Below are 21517 nucleotides of genomic sequence, written 5' to 3' on the forward strand. Positions count from 1 at the left end.
CCGCCCACCCCCCGAAGGGAGTGATCCTCCGACATGGCCGTCGACAGGATCCGCATCACCCGGCACGCGACGCGCGTAGCCGCGACCAGCGCACTCGCCCTCACCGCCACCCTGCTCACCGCGCTGCCCGCCCACGCCGCCAATCCCGAACCGGCGCTGGTCCCCAGCCTGCGCCAATGGACCGGCGGCACCGGTACCCTCGCCCTCACCGCCGCCACCCGCATCATCGTCGACCCCGCCGACGCGAGCGCCGCCACCTCCGGCGTCACCGGACCGCTGCTGTCCACCCGGACCCTGTCTCAGGTCGCCGTGGAGCTGCGCGACGACATCACCGCCGTCAGCGGCCTCACCCCGACGGTCGTCACCTCGGCCACCGCCAACCCCGGCGACATCGTCCTGCGCCTGGACGCCGACGCCGGTCTGGGCACCGAGGGCTACCAGCTCACCGTCGGGGCCACCGCCACCCTGACCGCCCCGACCTCGACCGGCGTCTACTACGGCGGACGCACCCTGGCCCAGCTGCTGCGCCTGGACACCGCCCACACCGGCCTGCCCGCCGGCACCGCCCGCGACTGGCCCGCGCTGGCCTACCGCGCCGAGCACTTCGACGTCAGCCGCCGCTTCATGACCGTCGCCGAGATCACCGACGAGATCCGGCGCATGTCGTGGAACAAGCTCAACGTCCTGCAGCTGATGTTCAACCAGGCCAACGCGTTCCGGCTCTACCACCCGTCGTACGCCGCAGCAGCGCCCACCGACCCGGCCCAGCGCTACAGCCAGGCCGACGTCAACACGATCCTGCAGGTCGCCGCCGAGCACCACGTCACCGTCGTACCCGAGATCCAGAACCCGACCAAGATGGCCCCCGTCGCGGGCCTCGGCGGCGTCGACCGCTCCCTGAACACGCAGTGCGGCGACCCGCAGACCCTCGACTTCACCGACCCGGCCGTCGTGACGTGGATGCAGCAGATCGTCACCACCTTCGCCGTCTGGTTCCCCGCCACCTACGTCCACCTCGGCAACGACGAGGTCCCGGCGGCCCTGGCGAGCTGCCCCTATCTGCAGGCCAAGATGACCGGCGGCCTCACCACGCTGGCCGACCTGCAGGAGGTGTACATCGAGCAGTTGCGCCAGACCGTCGTCGGCCTGGGCGAGAAGGCCATGATCTGGGTCAACAACACCGACATCCAGCCCGCCACCGACGTGCTCATCATGAACTTCGGCCCCACGTCGGTGTCGACGACGATGCGCTCGCTGGGCTACGACGTCGTGGACTCCTCGTACAAGACGGGGCCGTACGACCGGTTCTACATCTCACCGGCCGATTACGAGTCCAAGGTCGTCGCCCGCGGCGAGATGTACGCCTGGACCCCGGTCGCCCACGCCCGCAACGCCGGGCAGGTCCTGGCCGCCTGGGGTGACGACCTGTTCTTCAGCGAGACCGGCTACTACCTCGACATGTTCGACGGCCGCCGCTCCGAACTGGCCGAACGCACCTGGAACACCGACCCGGTGTCGCTGACGTTCGCGCAGTTCACTGCCGCGGTCGCGGCACTGGGCGACGCCCCCGGGGCGACCGCCCGCACCCACCCGCCAGCGACCACGAACGCCCAGCCCATCCACCGCTACACCTACGACGCCGCGTACACGCCCACCGCCGCCACGCACTACCCCGGCTACTGGCAGCTCAGCATCGCCGACACCGTCGGCACGCTGCACGGCAACGGCTGGCTCTACCGCCCCACCTATCCGGCGACCGGGCGCAGCGGCAGCGGCCTGCAGTTCACCGCGGGCACCTCGCAGACCCTCAGCCTGGGCGGCCGCGCGATCCCGGGCGAGTGGACGTTCAGCACCTGGATCAAACGCACTGCCGACGGCACCAACACCGTCCTGGTCCGCGACATGGAGCAGGCCATCAAGGTCGAGGAGTACGGCACCAGCCACCAGGTCGGCATCACCCGCTACGGCGTGGGCAACTACCCGTTCGCCTACGTCCTGCCGCTGGGCCAGTGGGTGCACCTGACCCTCGTCGGCACCGCGACCGGCACGAGCCTGTACGCCAACGGGGCATTCCAGCAGAGCATCCCGCAGACCATCGCGCTGCCGCTGGGTGGGCTGGGCGGCAAGCGGCCGTTCTCCGGGGTGCTCGACGACACCGCCGTCTACCGTCAGGCGCTCACCGCCGCCCAGGTGTCCGACGCGTACGCCGCCGCAGTGGGCGACGACCTCGCCCTCGGCCGGCCGGTCGTGGTGTCCAGCACTTACCGCGTCGGTGTGGAGGCGGTCAACGCCGTCGACGGTGATGCGACCACCCGCTGGTCCAGCGACCGCAGCGACCCGCAGTGGATCTACGTCGACCTCGGCTCGACCCGCACGATCGACCGGGTGCGCGTCAACTGGGAGGCCGCCTACGGCAAGTCGTACCAGATCCAGGTGTCAGGCGACGCCGTCAACTGGACGACGGTCTACTCGACCACCACCGGCGACGGGGGAGTCGACGACCTGACCGGCCTGTCCGGCACCGGCCGCTACGTGCGCCTGTACGGCACCCAGCGCGGCACCGTCTACGGCTACTCCATCTGGGACTTCAACGTCTACGGAGCCTGACATGGGGCCGCCCCCGCCCGGTTCACCGCGGAACCGGGCGGGGGGCCAGCGCCGGTGGCCCGAGCGCCGCCAGGCCGGCCTCCGGGCATCACGGGACGGCGGTGACCTCGCACGACAAGGTTGCGGGTGAAGAATAGTTGCGAACGCGTCTGGTCTGCGGGGTAAGGGTGTTGCTACGGTCTTTCAGCGGTGCGCCTGTCGGCGAGCCGGGCCGTGCCGTCCGGTGGAACCCGTGTCGACGTCGGCCGCCGGTGGGCGCCGCGGGACTTTTCTGAGGGGCCGCGATGCTGGATGTGCTGGGCCTCGAACCGTTCGAGGAAGGCGTCTACCGCCGGCTCGTCCGGCGGACCTCCGACACCGCCGACGGGCTGGCCGCGGGGATGCAGGCCGACCCGTCACGCATTCACGACGTGCTGCGGTCGCTGCAGGACAAAGGCCTGGTGGCCCCCTCGGCGACGGCTGCCGGACACTTCACGGCCTCACCGCCGGAGCTGGCGCTCGGCTCGCTGCTCGTACAGCGCCAGGACGCCATCCGTAAGGCGCAGCTGGAGGTCAGCAGGCTCACCGAGCAGTACCGCAGCGCCACCCCGGAACGCGCCGAAACCGACGTCGTCGACGTCGTACGCGGCGGGCAGGCCGTCGCCCAGCGCTTCGCCCAGCTGCAACGCGGTGCCACCAGCGAGGTGCTGGCCCTGGTGAAGGCGGACGTGGCGATGGTGGCCGTGGAGGACAACATCGACGAGGAGGCCGCCGTGCACCGCGGCGTCACCTACCGCGTCGTGCTGGAACGGGCGGCGTTCGAACGGCCCGGCTTCGTGGACCGGGTCGTCGAATCCGTCAACGCGGGCGAACACGCCCGGGTAGTCGCGCAGGTGCCGCTGCGCCTGGTGATCGCCGACCGGGCACTGGCACTGGTGCCGCTGGCCCCGCGCGACTCGAACGCCCCCGCGGCCCTGCTGGTGCATCCCAGCGGGCTGCTCGACGCGCTGACAACCCTGTTCGAGCTGGTGTGGGCGCAGGCCAACGAGATCGTCCCGACCGCGCAGGGGATCAGCGAGCTGGCCGCGCACCGGATCGACGAGATCGACGCGCGCATCCTCACCCTGCTGCTGGCGGGCCTCACCGACCAGGCCATCGGCAGCCAGCTCGGCCTGTCGCTGCGGACCGTGCAGCGCCGCGTCAGCAACCTGATGGAGCAGGCCGGGGTCGTCACCCGCTTCCAGCTCGGCCACGTGGCCGGTCGCCGCGGCTGGGTCGGCGCCTGAGCCGCATCGCGGCATCGCATTTACGCCATGGCACCTTTCCGCCAGGGCGAACGGGTTCACCGGCCCAGCACACGGCTGCAAGATCTTCTCCAGTCAACCACCCCTGGAGAAGGAGCGCCCGTGCCCCGCTTACCCGCCGGCCGGAAATCCGTCGCCGTGTCCATCGCGCTGATCGGCGCAGTCGCCGCGGGCACCGCCGGTGTCTTCGCCGTCCCACCCGCCGCGGCCGAGATCAACCCGACCACCGACAAACTCGGTGACCACGACCGAACCCTCATCGCGCAGTACGCCCGCCAGCGCGCGACGCGTGCCCTGCCTGACGGCGCCACCCAGCCGATGCCCGAGTTCGTCACGCTGCTGCTGGCCGTCCGCGATGGACAGACCGAGCAGGTCACGGCCGAGCTGACCGAGCTCGGCGCGACCGTGACCGGGACGACCCCCGAGATCGGCTACGTCAAGGTGAACGTGCCGTTCGCCGACATCGACCGCGCCGTCGCCATCGACGAGGTCGTCGCCGCGGACGTCGACGAGCTGCTGCGGCTGGAGCCGGTCGGCGAGCACCGCACGGCACCCGCAGGCGGCAAGCCCGGCAGCAGCCTGCCCACGGCGCCGTCGGCGGCCACGCCCGACGACAACCCGTACCTGCCGACGGGCGAGACGGGCTCGGTCACGTTCAAGGTCCAGCACCCGACCTATGACGGCCGTGGCGTGACCATCGGCATCATGGACAGCGGCGTCGACCCCACCCATCCGGCGCTGGCCACCACCACGACCGGTGAACTGAAGCTCGTCGACTCCGTCGTCGGCAGCAGCCCGGCGAACCTCATCGACACCCTGTTCGACGACACCTGGCGTTACCTCTCGCCGAGCAGCCGGGTGACCGGGCCGACGTTCACCGACCCCCTCCTGCGCCGCACCTGGACCGGCCCGGCCGAAAGCGGCCTGCGGGTCAGCGCCAAGAAGGTCTCGGTGTCGAGCATCAGCGGCAGCTACCTCGGCGTGCTGTACCGCGAGTCCGACGACGCCGTCTGGGTGGACACCGACCAGGACTTCGACTTCACCGACGAGGAGCTGATGCGGCCGTTCGCGGTGGCCCGCCAGCTCGGCCACCTCGGCGTCGACGACCCCGCCACGCCGGTCAACGAACGGGTCCCGTTCACGATCGACCTGGAGAAGAACCTCTTCGCCAACACGTCGAGCTGCCGCGACGCCGGCTGCCACGGCGTGAACATCAACTGGATCGCCGAGGGGCACGGCACCCACGTGGCGGGCATCGCCGCCGGGCACGGCCTGTTCGGCGGGGCCATGAATGGCCAGGCGCCCGGCGCGAAGCTGGTCTCGATGCGCGCCTGCCACGCCTCCGGCTGCTCCACCGCGGCGCTGACCGACGGCATGGTCGAGCTCGCCACCGTGCACGGCGTCGACGTCATCAACATGTCGATCGGCTCGTCGCCGACGTTCAACGACGGTCACAGCGCCCGCGAGCTGCTGTACAACCGGCTCATCGACGAGACCGGCGTGCAGATCTTCATCTCCGCGGGCAACTCCGGCGCGGGCACCAACACCGTCGGGGAGCCCACCGGCGCCGACCGGGTGGTCAGCGTGGGCGCGTCGGTGTCGAAGGAGACCTGGTGGGCCAACTACGGCTCGCAGGTCAAGACCCCTAAGGGCATCTTCCCGTTCTCCTCGCGCGGCCCGCGCGAGGACGGCGGGTTCAAACCCGACATCACCGCCCCCGGCTCGGCCGTCTCCACCACTCCCGACTGGACGGCCAGCAGCGGCCCGGCCGAGACCGGATACGCGCTGCCGCCGGGCTACTCGATGCTCAACGGCACGTCGATGGCCGCCCCGCAGGCGACCGGTGCCGCGGCGCTGCTGCTGTCGGCGGCCAAGCAGCACGGCCTGGCCGTCACCCCGGCCGACCTGCGCAACGCCATCTACGCCACGGCAGACTTCACCGAAGGCGTGGAGGCGATCGCCCAGGGCCGGGGCCAGCTCGACGTCCGCCAGTCATGGACGCACCTGACCAACGGCGTGGCCGCCGACACCGTGACCGTCGACGCGCCGGTCTGCACCATCCTGTCGCACCAGCTGACCACGCCGCACCGCGGCAGCGGCCTGTACAACGGCTGCGCACCGAGCGCGGGGGGCCAGGTCGTGGGCGCGGCACGCACGTACGACCTCACCCTGACCCGCACGGGTGGCGCCGACACGGCGGTCACCTACGCGCTGTCGCTCCAGGGCGACGACGGCACGTTCACCGTGCCAGCGCAGGTGCTGCTGGACAAGAACGTCCCGACCACCGTCCAGGTCACCGCCACCCCCGCCACGCAGGGCATGCACAGCGCGGTGCTCGTCCTCGACGACCCGGCCACCCGGGCCGTCGAGCAGCACACGATGCTCGCCGTTCGGGCCGCCGCGCCCCTGGCCGCCGGCGCCACCTGGTCGGTGCAGGGCACCGTCAAGCGCAACGGCACCATCGTGTACGCGGTCGCCGTCCCCGCCGGGACGAAGTCGCTGACGGTGAACCTGTCCGGCCTGGCCGGCGGCAGCCAGACCCGCTGGTGGGCGTTCAACCCCAACGGCGTCAGCGGCGAGAGGTCCGTCGCGGGCACCGGCTACTGCTACGCCGGCTACCTCGACGGCAACGGCTGCGACCCGGCCGCCCGCACCTACACCAACCCGCTGGCGGGCGTGTGGGAGTTCGTCGTCGAGTCGCGGCGCACCAGCCCGCTGCTGGACAACCCGTTCCAGCTCCAGGCGTCGATCACCCAGTGAACACCGACCGGTGTGGCGGGCCGTCCTGCCGCCCGCCACACCGGTCGCTGCCGTCGATCGGAAGGAAACACCGGCACATGCCCACCCCCTCACTCTGGCGGCGCGCCGCCACCCTCGGCCTGCTCGGCGCGGTCACCCTCACCGCGTCCAGCCTGCCGACCCTGCCCGCCACGGCAGGCACCGGCCTGACCGGCGGCACTCCCGCCGCCGCCGAGGTCCAGGTGACCCTGATCAGCGGCGACCGGGCGCTGCTCGGCAAGGACCCGGCGGGCCGGCCGACCGCCACGGTGCTGCCCGGCCCGGAACCCGACCCGCACGGCTACCTGACCCGCACCTTCCGCGGCGACGTGTACGTCATGCCCGCGGCGGCCGTCCCGCTGATCGACTCCGGTCGCCTGGACGAGGAGCTGTTCAACGTCACCGGGCTGGTGCGGCAGGGCTACGACGACCGCAGCACCGACCGGCTGCCCCTGCTGGCGACCTACGGCAGCACCGTCGCGCGGACCGGACGGGCGCCGCAGGCACCCGACGGCGCCGACGTCGTCGCGACGCTGCCGGTGGCCGACGCGGTCGCCCTGTCGGCGGGCAAAGCAGACGCCGCCCGGCTGTGGAGCGACCTGATCGACGCCGACGGTCCGCGCATCGCCAAGCTGTGGCTCGACGGGCGGGTCACCGCGACCATGGCCGACACCACCGCGCAGATCAACGCCCCGAAAGCCTGGGCCGCCGGGTTCGACGGCACCGGCACCACGGTGGCGGTGCTCGACAGCGGCTACGACGCCGCCCACCCGGACCTGGCCGGCCAGGTCCTCGACTCCAAGAACTTCACCACCGAATCCGGCGGCGCGGTCGACCGGCACGGGCACGGCACCCACGTCGCCTCCACCGTCGCCGGCACCGGCGCGGCCTCCGGCGGCACCGAGAAGGGCGTCGCACCCGGCGCGAAGCTGGTGATCGGCAAGGTCCTCGACCGCGCCGGCAACGGCCAGGAGTCGTGGATCATCGCGGGGATGCAGTGGGCCGTCGACAAGGGTGCCGACGTCGTCAACATGAGCCTGGGCGGCAGCATCGGCACCGACTGCACCGACCCGATCGGCGTGGCCGCCCAGCGGCTGACCGCGCAGTCGAAGACCCTGTTCGTCCTCTCGGCGGGCAACTCCGGCCCCGGCGCGGGCACCCTCGGCTCGCCCGCCTGCGCCGACGGCGCGCTGACGGTGGCCGCGGTCGACGCGTCGGGCGTCACCGCACCGTTCTCCAGCCGCGGCCCCGTCACCGGCTCGCACCGGGTCAAGCCCGAGATCGCCGCCCCCGGGGTCGGTGTCGTCGCCGCCCGCAACGGCGGCGGCACTGCCGACCCGTACACGGCCATGTCCGGCACGTCCATGGCCGCACCGCACGTGGCCGGGGTCGCCGCGCTGCTCACCCAGCGCCACCCGGGCATGAGCGCCCAGCAGCGCAAGGCCGTGCTGGTGTCCTCGGTCGCGCCCGGCGCAAGCGGCGGCGTCTACGAGCAGGGCTCGGGCGTCGTGGACGCGCACCGCGCGGTCACCACCGACGTGTACGGCCCCGGCACCGTCGACGCGGGCTCCTTCGCCTGGCCGCACCTGCACCAGCGGCCGTCGACCACCACGGTGACGCTGACAAACGACGCGGCCCGCCCGATGACGTTCGCGCTGTCCCTTGAGGCCGCCACCGGCGAGGACGGCACACCCCTGGCCAGGCGCACCCTCAGCCTGGGCCTGGACACGGTCACCGTGCCCGCCCACGGCACCGCCGACGTGCCCGTCATCCTCGACCCGGCGGTCAAGCAGAGCCCCGCCGCGTACGGCACGATCGGCGGGCGGCTCGTCGCCCGCGCCGACGACGGCACCACCGTCACCACCGCCGTCGGCGCCTGGCTGGAACCGCACACCGTCACCGTCACCCTGCACCTGCTCGACCGGCGCGGCCGGGCCCCGGCCACCCCGTCGTTCGTCGACGTCATCGACATCGACCGGCTCACCGCGCAGCGGTTCACCACCTTCACCACCGACCCGGTGCTGCGCCTGCGCGAGGGCCACTACTCCATCGCGGCCGTCATCGCCAGCCGCGACGACGGCACCACTGGCGAGGCGGGCCTGGTCCAGTCCGTCACGTTCATGGGCGACCCGGACCTGGTCGTCAACCACGACGACACCGACCGGACCATCACCTACGACGCCCGCACCGCCGTCCGCCAGCAGCTCGACGCCGAACGACCCGTCGAGGCGCAGAACATCACCGTCCAGTACGGCCGCTGGTGGGACAGCGCCTACCTCGCCGCGGCCTACAGCGGCGGCAAGTCCGTCGACGAGGTCTACCTCGGCCACACCGCCCCGGTGCACTCCGGCGGCTTCGAACTGGACCTGTTCTACCGCCTGTACGCCCCCGAACTGGACCTACGCACCGACTCCGGTCTCACCCTGAAGCCGGAATACCTCGGTGCGCCCTTCACCCAGCAGGCAGCCGCGGTCAAACTCGACGGCACCGGCTCAGCACAGCTGACGTTCGCCGGTGCCGGCACCGCGACCGAGCTGGCCGCCGCAGGGGTGGCGGGCAAGGTGGTGCTTGTCCACAACGCGGCCAACCCGACCGCGGTGCTGTCGGCGGCGGCCACCGCCGGAGCCAAGGCAGTGCTGTTCGGCCAGGACGCCGCCGGGCGGTGGATCACCGTCGCCGCGGGCAAGACCATCCCGGGCCTGACCGTCAGCGGCGCGGAGTCGGCGGCCCTGCGCCAGGCGCTCACGGCGGGGCCGGTGACCTTGACGTGGCACGCGGTCGCCGCCAGCCCATACGTGTACAACCTGGCGTTCGCCGATGAGCGCAAGACCCGCCCGGACGCCGTCCGCCGCGTCCGCGACCGGGAGCTCGGCCGGGTCGAGGAGACGGTGTACTCGATGCGTACCGACCGTGCGGTCTTCGAGGTCCTGCAGGCCTACCGGCCGTCGTTCCCGACGGCCGCGGCGATGGCCTCGGAGGTGCTGCGGGCGCCGCTGACCCGTACCGCCTACTTCACCGCCGGCCAGCAGTGGCGGCAGCTGATCGGCGGGGCGGGGGTGTTCGACGAGTACATGACCGACGTGCCCCGCACCTACACCGCGGGGTCGGTGCGCTCGGCGAACTGGTACCGCGGTCCGGTCCGCTCCACCGGCCTGCGCCGGGCGGACCTGTCACCGGAACGCATCGGCGAGCGGCAGGACAACCGGATCGGCATCGCGATGCTGCCGTTCGGCGACAGCGACCCCGACCACTACAGCGCCGGTGGCGGCTTCGGCGACGCGGGCAACGTGCAGGTGTTGCGCAACGGGCAGCTGGTCGGCGACTCGCCGTTCCCGTCGGGGGTGTGGGCGGTGCCCGCCGAGGCCGCCGACTATGAGCTGCGGGTCACCACCATGCGGTTCAATCCCGGGCCGCCGTACCACCCGAACTGGAACCTGTTCCACCGCACCGAGACCTCCTTCCGGTTCCGCTCCGAGCGTCCCGGCGACAGCGGCCTGTACCCGCTGCCGCTGCTGGTGCCGTCCTACGACATCGCCGTCGACGAGCGCAACCTGACCCCGGCCACCACCGGCTTCCGGATCGGGTTCGGCGCGTCGGGCCAGCGCGACTACGACGCCGGTGACATCGTCGGCGCGCGGCTGTGGGTGTCGTTCGACAACGGGGCGACCTGGACCGAGGTCCCGGTGACCGGCTCCGGCGGCGGCTTCGCCGCCTCCGTCGACCAGTCCGGCCAGGCGGGTCAGGACGCATCGCTGCGGGTCGAGCTCACCGACGAGCACGGCGCCAGCGTCCAGCAGACGATTATCAAGGCGTACGGAGTGCGGTAGCCGGCCGCCGCCGTACCGGCTGACGATGCGGGCCCGAGCCTTCAGGCCTGGGCCCGCATCGAAGGTTCCTCATCGGCCTCTGCTCAGTTAGGCCGGCGAGAACGCGGGCCTCGACGCTGCGGATGGCGCGTCAGCGGGTCGTCGAAGGCGACGACAGCGCGGTTCGAGAGAAGCGGCCCAAGTCGTCGAATAGTATCCGTTCGATCATGCTCGACAAGGAGACCGCGGCGATGCTCGGCCGGCTGCGGCGGGTGGGCGGCAGCGCCTACATGTTCACGGGGCGGACGAACCTGCCGTTGCGGCCGGACAACATCACCGACCGGTTCAACAAGCTGGCGGCGGCCGGGGGTGTGCGGCAGATCGGGCCGCACCAGATCCGGCACATGCTCGTCATTGCCCCATCTCCCGAGCAAAATACTGGGCTGCCTTGCGGAGAATGTCCTTCTCCGTCTCCAGTTCCCGCACCCGGGCGCGCAGCTTGCGGAGCTCTTCACGCTCGGTGAGCGTCAACTCGGGCTCGGCGGCCCGGCCGCCTGCCTCAGCGCGCTCGGCGGCGCGGACCCACCCACGCAGGGTCTCATGGTTGACGCCCAGCTCACGGGCTATCTGCCGCAACGGCGAGTCCGACGAGCGGACCAACGCCACCGCGTCCTTGCGGAACTGTTCGGTGTACTGCGAAGGGCGTGCCACCAGGACATCCTTCGAGCATCGAGCCGGCGGCAACGCGACACCGTGTCGACAGACGGCTGCGGTCGAGGCTCCGGCGCGCCACCTTAGCCCGAGCCTCGACCGCAGACGTGAGCACCCGGCAGAATCGTCAGGGCGACTTGGACAGCGCGCCGGTGTAGTTGCTGGCGTTCTGGTACCAGACTCGGCCGTCACGAAGTGAGAGCACCGCAGCGGGATACAGCTGGTACCCGCACGGGTCTGAGGCGGCACGCTCATCCGGGTCGACCTTGATTGCGCCGTCAATGCGGACCTCGACCAAGTACAGCTTCATGAGGCAGTCGCCGCTGTTCGTCGGGTAACGCACGGTCCCCGCCTCGGAGCCTTTGCCCAGGCCGGTAGAGTTGAGCACCAGGGTGACGGTGTAACGGGTCGTGCCGGCCTGGCTGGTGACAGTTCCCTGCCAGCTGCCGGCCAGCTCGGCGGGCACCTTCCAGTTGGCCTCGTCCGGCAGTGGCTGTCCGGAGTCGCCGCCGGAGCCAGGAGCGCCGGCAGTCGGTGCCGCAGCTGCTGCCGACCGCAGTTTGGCAACCTCGTCGGTGAGGCGCTTGTTCTCCGCGTCCAGGGTGGCTTTCTCTTGTGTGAGCGAGTCCACCGTCTGCTGGAGGTTGTCGTTCTGTGTGCCCTGCTCCTCGTTCTCGACCTGCGTGAGCGCGCCCCAGACGCCGACGGCGGCGGTGACCAGGGTCAGAAAGCCGGCAAGGACAGGAGAGTGCAGAAACGAGAAACGCCCCCGGCGTGATGTGGTCGTGTCCGGCGGGGTGGACGAGGTTGAGGTGGTCACGAAGCTCCCACGGTTCGAGGCAAACGGAACCAGGAGCGTAAATGCGTTGCCTGCCCTAAAGCTGTCGAAAATCCGACAATTCAGCCGCCTGGTCGACCTGTGTATGTCTGCGTGGAGCCGTGCGAAAGCCGCTCGGCGACATCGAGTGGCCGACCAGGACTTAAGTCCGGACGCTCCGTAATGCCGCAGAGGCAGGGTGCTCAACCGTCACTGGATAGGCCGCCTCTGGTGACGCAAAATGCAGGCGGAGCATTCGCCAGAGCCAAGCGCAGAAATCAGTAACGGATCTAACGCTGGAAGGGTCGGAGGCATCCGAGCATCGTGCCTGATCATCGCTGGGAGCTCCGCAGATCGCGCAGCCGGGTCAGGTACTGGGAGACTGCAGTTAGGCGGGCCAGCCGAGCAGCCGCGCGCCGAGTACGGCGGTGTGCAGCGTGAACCGTTGGGTGGGCTCGCCGGGGTGGTATCCGGTGAGCGTGTGGATGCGGTCGAGGCGGTAGGTGACCGCGCGTACGCTGATGTGCAGCTGCCGAGCGGTGGCGGTGTGATTGCCCTCGTTGTCGAACAGGGCAGCCAGCGTGTCCAGGTAGGGCTGGGCACCGCCGCGGGCACCGGTCAACGGCCCCAGCACGGTGGTGACCAGGTCGGTGATCGCGTCGCGGTCACGGAGCAGCACGGGAAACACGAGCAAGTCCGAGGCGTGCAGCACCGGTGCCGAGAACCCCAGACGGTCTGCCAGGTGCAGGGCGTTGCGTGCCTCGTCCAGCGACGTGGCCAGACCTGACAGGCCGTGGTGGGTGCGGCCGACCGCGACCTGCCACCCGGTGCTGAGGCTGGACTGCAGGTGCCGGGCCAGTTCTGCGGGCACGCCGCGCAGTCCACCGGCGCAGACGCAGATCAGTTCGCCGTCGCGGGCGGTGGTGAGGATGTTGGCGCCGCCGAATCGTGCGGCCAAGGTCTCGTCGAGGGTGTGTACGAGGTTGCCGTCGGAGGCCGGCACGCGGGCGACGATGACTGTGTGCTGGCCGGACAGGCGGATGCCGTAGCGCTGGGCGCCGGCGGCGAGCCGTCCGGGGTCGGTGTGTGGCGCGAGCAGGTCGTCGACGAACGCGGCGCGGTCCCTGTCGCGCTGGTCGGCTTCGTCGTGGGCGCTGCGGTGGTAGCCGTCGAGGACGGCCGCGGTGACCTTCCGAAGACGCGTGAGCAGGTCGAGCCCTGCGGCTGAGGCTTCCGGCGCAGCCGTGGCGAGCCAGTGGGCGGCCGCGGCCTGCAGGAGCGCGTCCACGGTGTCGGCGACCGTCAGCGACCCTGCAGCCGCTGCCGTGCCCAGCGCTGACGCGTCGGCGTGAACCTCGTCGGGGCGGGCGCCGGAGCTGACCACGCGTTCGCAGGCTTCGGTCAGCCAGGTGGGAGGGGTGGGTGGCATCGCGTGTCCTGTCGGCTGGAGGTCGAGCCGGCCGGTAGGGGCAGGGCCGCCCCTACCGGTCCGCGTCAGACGCCTACGTCGCGGCGGTCGAACATGGCGATTCCGGCTGCCGCGCCGACGACGCCGACCGCCACCAGCGCGAGCAGGTGGGCAGGGTGCCAGCCGGTGTGCAGGGGGTCGGTGCCGATGAAGTAGTGGAACGGCGACAGCCATTTCAGCCAGTCGCCGCCGTCGATGATCCCGGAGATGCCCCGCAGGATGTATCCGGTCACGGCCAAACCGCCCCCGACGGCGAGAGCCAGGCCGCGCCGGCCGGTGGCCGCGCCGACGGCGAAGGTGATGCCCAGGTAGCACCAGGCGAGCCCGACCAGTCCGGCCGATGCCGAAGCGATGTTGTCGGCGGGCACGTCGATGCCGACGCCGGGCGCGATCGCCAGCACCAGGACACCGGGGACGGCGGCCAGCGCTGTGACCGCGAGGAACGTGGCCAGCAGCCGCTGTGCGGCGAATGCGCGCCGGGACAGCGGGTTGACCATCAGCAGTTCGATGCCGCCGTCCTCTTCGGGCCGGGGGATGGTGCGCACCGGGCAGGATGACGTACTGCGCGATGGTGGCGCGTAAACGGTCGAGCAGTGCCGCGCCGTCGATGGCGGGCCGGTCCTTCTTCGGTCGGTCACAGTGTCACTCCTTCTGCGGCGAACCCACTTCGGATGGCGTTTGGGGGTGGACTTGGCCCAGGCCAGCCTGCGGCGGCGCAGGCGGCCAAGAGCCGGTCATAGGCTTGCGTGCTGGTCATCTGGGCTGCGGCGACGATCCGGGCGGCACCACGGGCGCAGCCGTACAGCGTCACGCGTCGGCGGCCCTCCTGGGCCTGGCGGATGCGGGCGACCAGCGCGTCCATGAGCCGGTCGGGATGGGAGATGGCCCCCCGCTACGCGGGGGTGGTGTGTGGCCGGCACGTTGGGGCGGGTGCCGCCGGATCTCGGCCAGGCACGCGCTGACCAGTGCGGGGGCCACCTCCTCTACGCGCGCCCCCTTATCAGCCCACCGGTACGGACGCCGGTGACGGGATGGCGTGAAGGCGGCGCGACGACGTAGCCGCCGTCTGCCTTCACGTCGATGCCCGGACCGAGCCGCATCCCCTGGTCACAGGGGACGCTGATGCCGCCAGGGTGGCGGTAGTACAGGTGCAGCCCACCGGAGCCGGTACGGACGTACCTGGTTGGCGGGGTGAGCCCGCGTGCGATCAGGGCGTCCAGCGACGTCGTGCCGCCGTGGGCGCGGGCGCTGGCGGCACTGGCGCAGGAGTTGAGCGGCGGGCGGCGGGAATGAGAGCGCTCGGCATAGATGGCCTCGCGGTCGCGCTGCCAGCCGGCCAACGCGTCACGGACCTCGCCGCCACGGTCGGTCTGGGCACCGACAAGACATCGGCCCTGCAGAGCAACGGTCTCGTCGCGGTGCCTGTCGCGAAGCCAGGGCCCTTCATCGACTTCGCTCTGAAGCCGGTCGAGATGCTCCTAGCGAAGTCGCCCGATGTCCTGGCCGACGTGCGGCTTGTCCTGCTCGCCCACTCGGCTCCGCTACTGGTTCCCGGCGACAGCGACCTGCTGGCCGATCTGACCGATCGCGCCGGTCTAGGGGGTACGGTCTCGTTCGCCTTCAGCGGGCAGCCCTGCGCGGTGCTCCATACGGCCATCCAATGGGCGCTGACCGCTCTGGAGGCGGACGCCGAAGGCTCGGCTCTGGTGGTAGGCGTCGACCGGGCCAACCATCCTGCGGAGCGTTTCTTCTTCGGCTCAGCCATGGGTGACGCGTCAGTCGCGCTGCTCCTCGGGCGGCGATCGGGGCGGAACCGGATCGTCGGCGGCCATCAATACACGGAACTCTACGCTTCCGAGGGTGAGTGGTCGGCGCCAGCGGCGATTGCGGCCTTTCGGGAGCGCAATCCTCTCCTGATCCGAGCTGCGATCGAACGCTGCCTCGAGCGAGCGGGGCATACGCTTCCGACGTCGCTGCGATCATACCGCATACGCCGTACCTCAGCATTTGGGACACAGTGGCGAATCTGCTTCGCTATCCACGGGAACGTATCGTGACGGATTTCATTCGTCACACCGGACACCTTAGTTCGAACGACACTTTTGTGCATTACCATCGCGCGCGGATGGATCGGCGGGTAGATGACGGCGACTTGGTCCTCCTCGTCAATCCGGGATTCGGGGGAAGCCAGGGGTGCACCTTGATCAGAGCCTGAACACCTGGACGGAGGCCCGGATCCCTTCTTCCTGACAGCACGCCTGGCAACGCGCAAGTCCACGGGGACGCACCGCCGACCGGATCGCCGCCGGTGTCGACACGGCCGGTCGCCATGATGTTCCGCTCGGCCATCAGGGCCCGGCACCGATCCACCGGTCATGGTTTACCTATGTCCGAGCGCCTGTAATCCGGGCCATCGCCAACTGTCGGCCTCGGGCCAGGTTGCCGCGAGCCGGGCGGCGAGTACGCCACCGAATGCCACGGTTCCCTCGTGGGATGCGTAGGCAATCCAGTCGTGATGCTCGTCTGTCCAGAGACCTTCCGACCCGGTGTACCTTGGGGCGAAGATCTCGACATCCAGCAGGTAGTCGGCCCCGTACTCGCGTAACTCGACGACACGCGGGCGGGCCAGCTCTCGCAGCACTCGACGGACCTGATCGACGCCGTCGTCCTCCCACATCGACTCTTCGGTCAGCACCAGAACGTCATGCGGAACCGAACTACTCAGCAACGGGTGCCACCAGCCGTTCTGCATACCCCATCGCTGCTGCAGCGACGTCCGCCAGGCCGGTGACTCCTCGGGCGTCAGCACACGCCGATACGGGACCGGATCGATGCGGAAATCGGGCTGCGCCCTCCAACGCTGCACCTTTGCCGCGAACAGCCGGCGCTCATCGGCCATGGCCTCTGCTTGGACCTGGTCGTACGGAGGCTCGGTGAACGGGGAGTCCGCACTCGCGGCAGCCGCGAGCATCATGTTGGTCACTACGTCGACGCCGGGAAGCCGGTCCGGATCGAGTCGCTCAACCTCCATAAGCATGGCGTCCACGACGTTGTAGCGGGGGAAGATCCGCTTCGCTTCGGTGGTGTAGTGGTACCCATCAGCCTGGCGGCCATCGTTTGGCAGCCGGCCATACTCCCTCCAGAGTGCCTCGTAGCGCGCCGTCAGATACCGGCGCGACGCCCAGTGCAACGTTTCGGGATCCACGCAAGCCATCCTCTCCGGTCAGCACGGCACCAAAGCTGCCAGTACCAGCTGCTTGATCTATAGCAGCACCGCCGCGACACAAGACCAAGACCCGAGACCTTCCAGTTCGAGGCCCGGCCCGCATCACAGGCGCACGAATCTGCCGCGTGTCGAGCGGTCCTGCCCAAGATGCCGGACACACGGGGACCAGGTGGGGACCACACGAGATGAGCCTCAGTCCTGGATCGGCTCCGTAGTGGCGTCGGGTCACGGAGTGTATCGCGCGTGACGTGCGCAGACGCCTGGTCGCCCGTCCTGGGGGTCAAGGGGTCATCGGTTCGAATCCGGCCAGCCCGACAGGGTAGACATGCAGGTCAGAAAGCTGATCCCGATCATGGGATCAGCTTTCTGTGCTTCTCGGGGACCAGTTGGTCAAGTGCGTCAGCCCTGAAGCGCTTCTTGACCGCTGGTCAAGTACGCCTTGCAGTTCGTGCATTGGGACGGCGGCCAAGGACTCGTTCCCAGAGGAGCTGCTGCGCAGAGTTGACGGCTCCGCTGCCGAGTACACAACCGTGGAGGCGACAAGCGTCGCGATCTCGCGCCCGAACGAAGCCCAGGAACCTACGCTGAGGAGGGGGCCGCCGTCGGTAGGGTAGGCAGGGGTGGGTCATGAGCGGCACCAAGCCGAACATCGTGTTCGAAGTGGACGCAGGCGTCTTCGCTCCCGCCCGGTTCGGCGCCGTGGCCGCGGTCGGCGCCGTCTGTCTCCTGGCCTTGCTCGCTATCCTCATCCTGGTCTGACGCGGCTCGCGGCTCGTCGTACGGAGGCTCGGTGAACGGGGAGTCCGCACTCACGTCCGCCCCTGGGCGCCTGCCCTCCAGCCGCCCTGATCACACCGGGGAGGCAGGGACCTTCGGCCCAGACGGCAATGACCTCGGCCCGTACACCATCGCACGTACCTGGAGGACGGTGAAGTGTGTACGGAGATGCTCCGACGTACCGTTGGCGGTCCGTTGTCAACTGAATCGTCTTCCGGCTTATCGAGCTGCCTGACGGGGCATTCCGGCCCTGGTCTGTACCGTCCTCGGATACGCCTACCGTCCGCCCGTCGAAGGGAACCGGCAATGGACAAATCGTCGTTGACGGAACTGGCGACCCGGCTCATGGACGCCGGGCGAAAATCGTCCAGCGGCCGAACCGCCCAAACCGTCTATGGAGGAAACGCTCGCATACTGCGCCAGACCGTCCTGGCCCTGCGCGCCGGCGAGTCCTTGGCCGAGCACGAGAATCCCGGCGAGGCAACCGTGCATGTGCTGCAAGGACGGGTACATCTGGCGAGCCGGGACGACTCATGCGACGGCGCCAGCGGGGATCTGGTGGTTGTGCCGGCCGGCCGCCATACGCTGACCGCGATCGAGGACGCCGTCGTGCTTCTCACCGTCGCCAAGCACCCGTAGGCGAGCTGGTCGTCACACCCGCGCGAACCCGAGAGCGGTTCCTGCGCCGCGTATGGCCACTGAGGCTCAGGGTCAGCGGGTGGGGCTTGGTGTCGCGCCCAGCATCTGGCGCATCTGCTCGATTTGAGCGCTCTGGCTGGCCTGGATCTTCTCGGCCAGCTGCTTGACGGCCGGGTTCGCGCCAGTGGCGAGCTCAGCCTTCGCCATCGCGATCGCGCCCTCGTGGTGGGCGATCATCATCTGCAGGAACATCTGGTCGAATCGTTCGCCGCTCATGTTCTGCATGGGCCCCATGTCGGGCATCGGGCGCATCGACGGCATCATGCCGTGGCCCATCGGCGGCGACATCGACGGCATCGCCATGCCGGGTCCCATCGACGGCACTGGCTTGCCCCACTGCTGCAGCCAGGTGCTCATCTGCTCGATCTCGGGCGCCTGCTCCTGCTCGATCTGGCCGGCGAGCTGCTTGACGTCGGCGTTGGCGGCTCTGGCGGCGGCCATCCGGGCCATCATCAGCGCCTGCTGGTGGTGAACGATCATCTGCTGGAGGAATTGCACGTCGGCGTCGTTGAACTGCTGCGTGGGGCTCGGCTGCGCTATGGCGGGCATCGCCGGGCTCTGCGCGCTCTGGACGCCGGCGCAGCTGGATACCGCGGCCGTGGCGAACAACGCCACAGCGATGGCTGCGGTGCGTACGGCGTGACTCATGTCGGCCTCCCTGTACACCTGACCGCGACAACTTTAAGGGTGAAATGCCAGCCTTGCGGCTTTTTAACGAAAGTTGCGCTGTCCGCTTCGCCGCGGGATCGCGGCCCGGCGACCGGCCAGGCTGATGCCGCCGTCTGGCTCTCAACCGGCAAGTTGCCCGGCGAGCACGCCTGCGCCCATGACGATGACGAACCAGCCGAAGGCTTGGCGCAGCAGGTCGGGTCGCAGTCGTCCGGCCAGGCGGCCGCCGACGAGGCTGCCGGTGACGGCGACTGCGGTGACGGCGGCCGTCAGGCGCCAGTCGATGGTGACGCTGTGCAGGTATCCGGCCAGGCCGGCCGCTGACTTCATGGCGATGACCAGCAGGGACGTCCCGACGGCGGTGGGCATGGGCAGTCCGCCGAGCAGCACGAGGGCGGGTACGACGAGGAAGCCGCCTCCGGCGCCGAACAGGACGCCGGTGCGCCACTGCACCCGCCCGCCGCGGGCGTGGGGGATGAGGGCGACGGCGCTGGTGACGCCGACGACGACCAGCGACATCGCGATCGCGGGCTTCGGCTCCACGGCGGCCAGGTAGACCAGCACCGGGACGGTCAGGATGGAACCGCCGCCACCGAGCAGCCCCAGAGCGAGGCCGATGAGGACAGAGGCCGCCAACGCCAGGGCGATGGTGACGCTCACCGGGCCGCCTCGTGCGCGCGCAGCCTTGCCAGAGCGGCCGTGCCGGCCGTCCCGCCGCGGGATCGGTTGTAGGGAAGCTTTGCCAGCAGCATGCCCATGGCGCAGGTGTCGGTGCCAGCGGCGAAGGTCAGCCCGGCACCGACGAAGCCGGCCAGGTAACGGGCGCCGGGCAGCCAGCTGCTGGCGATGACGGAGGCCAGCACGATGCCACCGGCGGCGAGTCGCACCTGGCGTTCGAGGCTCCAGCGCTGCCGACCGCGGACGACGGGTGCGCCCGCGGCGAGCCACGCGTTGAGCCCGCCGGACAGGACACGGGTGCCGGTGGCTCCGGCGGCGGCGAGCCTGGTCTGGCACTGGCCGGCGCGGTTGCCGGACTGGCAGACGATGATCATCGTGCCGCCGGCGGCGGCCACAAGGTGTTGCAGGTGCGCGTCGACCTGGTCCAGGGGCAGGTTGATGGAGCCGGCGATGTGCGCGGTGTCGTACTCGCCGGGCGTGCGCACGTCGACGAGCAGCGCTTCGGTATCGCCGCTGAGCAAAGCTCGGGTGGTGGTCACGTCGATGGTCGCGCTCGGTGTCATGGGTCGCTCCTCGTGGATGGCGGTGGGCGGCACGGCGTTCGCCGGTGTCGTGGGGGCGGGTGCTGGTCAGGCGGCCTGGGCGGCGGCGAGGTCAGGCACGCCGGCTCGGTCGAGGGCGACCGGCTGGTAGCCGTGGCGCAGCAGCAGGGTCGCCGCGATGGCGGCGCGGCGCCCGGAGCCGCACGCGACCAGGACGGGGCGGGCGGGGTCGAGCTCGGCGGGGACGCCTTCGGTGATCAGGTCGGGCAGGAAGCGGTGCGCCGCGTGCTCGATCGCGATGGCGGCGTGTTCGCTCGGCATGCGCACGTCGAGGAGTTGCGCGCCGGCGGCGGCTGCTCGCGTCGCGAAGGCGGGCAGGTCGAGCAGCTCGAACCGGGCGGTGGCACGGTCGCCGAGGTCGTGGACGACGCCGGCGACGGTGTCGACACCGATCCGCGCCAGCTGTGTGACGGCTTCGGGGATGTCCTGGTCCCGGTCGGCGACCAGGACGATCGCCTCGTCGTGGGGTAGCAGCCACCCGGCCCACGAGCCGAAGTCCACGCCCAGTTCGATGCCGAGCGAGCCGGGCAGGTGACCTGCGGCCATGACCGGCCGAGGCCGGATGTCCACGACGTGGGCGCCGGCGGGCAGCTGGTCGGCATGCAGTTCGGGCGCGATGACCGGGGGCATGGGTGGCATGCCCAACGTGTTGGCCGGGCCCATGTACTGGTAGAACGCGGGGATCGGCATGGGGTCCGCCAGCAGCCGGTCGGCGAAGGTTTCGACGTCGGGTACGGCCAACAGCGGGTTGGTGTCGATCTCGGCGCCGATGGTGGAGGTGTGGCGGCCGGCGCCGGAGGCGGTGCAGAACGAGCCTTCGCCGTGCGTGGGCAGCAGCTCGACGCCACGGGGCAGCCCGGCGAGCCGGTGCAGCGACCCGTGCTGGAGCCTGGCCAGGGTGCGGGCGCGCGGCCGGCCGAGCAGGTCGGGGCGGCCGGCGGAAGCCACCAGCAGGCTGCCGCCGGAGAACACGGCGACCGGTTCGCCATCGATCAGGATCAGGTAGCTCGTGTGCTCCGGAGTATGGCCAGGGGTGTGGATCGGCCGCAGGACCAGGCCCTGCCCACCTCGGATGTCCTCCAGGTGGAATGCCGGCGTATGGGGGTAAGCGGGGGCCGCCGCGGCGGGCAGGACCAGCTCGGCGCCGCTGCGCAGGGCGGCCTGCCGGCCACCGGAGACGTAGTCGTTGTGCAGGTGGGTCTCCAGCACGAATCGCAGCTGCACGTCACGCTCGGCGGCTTCGGCCAGGAACCGGTCGATGTCACGCTGCGGGTCGACGAGCACGCCGTGCCCGTCATGGGTCAGCAGGTAGGTCTGGTCGCCCAGACCCGGAGTGCGGAACGAGACGATCTCCATGTCGCTACCTCTCTATAACTGGATACCCCAGGGGGTATCT

General features: G+C 70.6%; 17 protein-coding genes and 1 pseudogene. 8 read left to right on the top strand and 10 right to left on the bottom strand.

Annotated features, from left to right (window positions below; all coding sequences use genetic code 11):
• The first annotated feature begins 33 nt into the window (after nucleotides 1–33).
• From CS0771_RS23565 to CS0771_RS23580, 4 genes are all read left to right on the top strand, one after another.
• Nucleotides 34–2607 (top strand): family 20 glycosylhydrolase, encoded by a 2574-nt coding sequence (locus tag CS0771_RS23565; protein ID WP_212843024.1) that lies wholly within the window; start codon nucleotides 34–36, stop codon nucleotides 2605–2607.
• Between the two features lie 284 nt (nucleotides 2608–2891).
• Nucleotides 2892–3872, top strand: a complete 981-nt coding sequence (locus CS0771_RS23570; RefSeq protein ID WP_212843025.1) for a LuxR family transcriptional regulator — start codon at nucleotides 2892–2894, stop codon at nucleotides 3870–3872.
• A 120-nt stretch (nucleotides 3873–3992) separates the two neighbouring features.
• Nucleotides 3993–6650, top strand: coding sequence for a S8 family serine peptidase (locus CS0771_RS23575; RefSeq protein WP_212843026.1), 2658 nt, complete (start codon nucleotides 3993–3995; stop codon nucleotides 6648–6650).
• 77 nt (nucleotides 6651–6727) lie between these two features.
• The gene (locus CS0771_RS23580) at nucleotides 6728–10495 is read left to right on the top strand and encodes a S8 family serine peptidase (protein WP_212843027.1); all 3768 of its coding nucleotides are present in this window, start codon (nucleotides 6728–6730) and stop codon (nucleotides 10493–10495) included.
• A gap of 390 nt (nucleotides 10496–10885) precedes the next feature.
• Here the strand turns inward: CS0771_RS23580 and CS0771_RS23585 are convergent, their stop codons facing one another.
• The 5 genes from CS0771_RS23585 to CS0771_RS38945 all read right to left on the bottom strand — a co-directional run bounded on the left by CS0771_RS23585 (nucleotide 10886) and on the right by CS0771_RS38945 (nucleotide 14810).
• On the bottom strand, nucleotides 10886–11185 hold the full coding sequence (locus CS0771_RS23585; RefSeq protein WP_212843028.1) for a transposase: 300 nt from the start codon (nucleotides 11183–11185) through the stop codon (nucleotides 10886–10888).
• Nucleotides 11186–11312: 127 nt separating this feature from the next.
• The gene (locus CS0771_RS23590) at nucleotides 11313–12005 is read right to left on the bottom strand and encodes a bZIP transcription factor (RefSeq protein WP_212843029.1); all 693 of its coding nucleotides are present in this window, start codon (nucleotides 12003–12005) and stop codon (nucleotides 11313–11315) included.
• Between the two features lie 385 nt (nucleotides 12006–12390).
• On the bottom strand, nucleotides 12391–13431 hold the full coding sequence (locus CS0771_RS23595) for a CdaR family transcriptional regulator (protein WP_212843030.1): 1041 nt from the start codon (nucleotides 13429–13431) through the stop codon (nucleotides 12391–12393).
• A gap of 65 nt (nucleotides 13432–13496) precedes the next feature.
• Nucleotides 13497–14015 carry an ABC transporter permease subunit gene (locus CS0771_RS23600; RefSeq protein WP_244870982.1) on the bottom strand — a complete coding sequence of 173 codons (519 nt, stop codon included), beginning with the start codon at nucleotides 14013–14015 and terminating at the stop codon, nucleotides 13497–13499.
• 438 nt (nucleotides 14016–14453) lie between these two features.
• A complete protein-coding gene (locus CS0771_RS38945) occupies nucleotides 14454–14810 on the bottom strand; it encodes a bifunctional DNA primase/polymerase (RefSeq protein WP_244870983.1) in 357 nt (118 codons plus the stop codon).
• Between CS0771_RS38945 and CS0771_RS38950 the strand changes: the two genes are divergently transcribed.
• Both CS0771_RS38950 and CS0771_RS39730 read left to right on the top strand, forming a co-directional pair.
• Nucleotides 14760–15527, top strand: coding sequence for a hypothetical protein (locus CS0771_RS38950; protein WP_244870984.1), 768 nt, complete (start codon nucleotides 14760–14762; stop codon nucleotides 15525–15527). The genes CS0771_RS38945 and CS0771_RS38950 overlap by 51 nt on opposite strands.
• Entirely contained in the window at nucleotides 15476–15685 is a 210-nt protein-coding gene (locus CS0771_RS39730) for a 3-oxoacyl-[acyl-carrier-protein] synthase III C-terminal domain-containing protein (RefSeq protein WP_371821593.1), read from the top strand. The genes CS0771_RS38950 and CS0771_RS39730 overlap by 52 nt, the downstream gene beginning before the upstream one ends.
• A 165-nt stretch (nucleotides 15686–15850) precedes the next feature.
• Here the strand turns inward: CS0771_RS39730 and CS0771_RS23615 are convergent, their stop codons facing one another.
• Nucleotides 15851–16675, bottom strand: coding sequence for a hypothetical protein (locus CS0771_RS23615; protein WP_212843032.1), 825 nt, complete (start codon nucleotides 16673–16675; stop codon nucleotides 15851–15853).
• Between the two features lie 648 nt (nucleotides 16676–17323).
• On the opposite strand from CS0771_RS23615, the gene CS0771_RS39300 reads away from it, so the two are divergent.
• Nucleotides 17324–17455 (top strand): hypothetical protein, encoded by a 132-nt coding sequence (locus CS0771_RS39300; RefSeq protein ID WP_256442833.1) that lies wholly within the window; start codon nucleotides 17324–17326, stop codon nucleotides 17453–17455.
• A gap of 324 nt (nucleotides 17456–17779) precedes the next feature.
• A complete protein-coding gene (locus CS0771_RS23620) occupies nucleotides 17780–18112 on the top strand; it encodes a cupin domain-containing protein (protein ID WP_212843033.1) in 333 nt (110 codons plus the stop codon).
• A 72-nt stretch (nucleotides 18113–18184) separates the two neighbouring features.
• Here the strand turns inward: CS0771_RS23620 and CS0771_RS23625 are convergent, their stop codons facing one another.
• From CS0771_RS23625 to CS0771_RS23640, 4 genes and pseudogenes are all read right to left on the bottom strand, one after another.
• Nucleotides 18185–18820: a DUF305 domain-containing protein gene (locus CS0771_RS23625; RefSeq protein ID WP_212843034.1), complete on the bottom strand. Its 636-nt coding sequence runs from the start codon at nucleotides 18818–18820 to the stop codon at nucleotides 18185–18187.
• Between the two features lie 144 nt (nucleotides 18821–18964).
• Nucleotides 18965–19501 (bottom strand): annotated as a pseudogene (locus tag CS0771_RS23630) (sulfite exporter TauE/SafE family protein); the annotation flags it as partial.
• Nucleotides 19498–20082 carry a rhodanese-like domain-containing protein gene (locus CS0771_RS23635; RefSeq protein WP_212843036.1) on the bottom strand — a complete coding sequence of 195 codons (585 nt, stop codon included), beginning with the start codon at nucleotides 20080–20082 and terminating at the stop codon, nucleotides 19498–19500. The pseudogene CS0771_RS23630 and the gene CS0771_RS23635, both read right to left, overlap by 4 nt.
• A gap of 66 nt (nucleotides 20083–20148) precedes the next feature.
• Nucleotides 20149–21477 (bottom strand): rhodanese-like domain-containing protein, encoded by a 1329-nt coding sequence (locus CS0771_RS23640; protein WP_212843037.1) that lies wholly within the window; start codon nucleotides 21475–21477, stop codon nucleotides 20149–20151.
• Nucleotides 21478–21517 lie beyond the last annotated feature (40 nt).

The sequence above is a fragment of the Catellatospora sp. IY07-71 genome, from assembly GCF_018326265.1.
In the GTDB taxonomy this organism is placed as follows: Bacteria; Actinomycetota; Actinomycetes; order Mycobacteriales; family Micromonosporaceae; genus Catellatospora.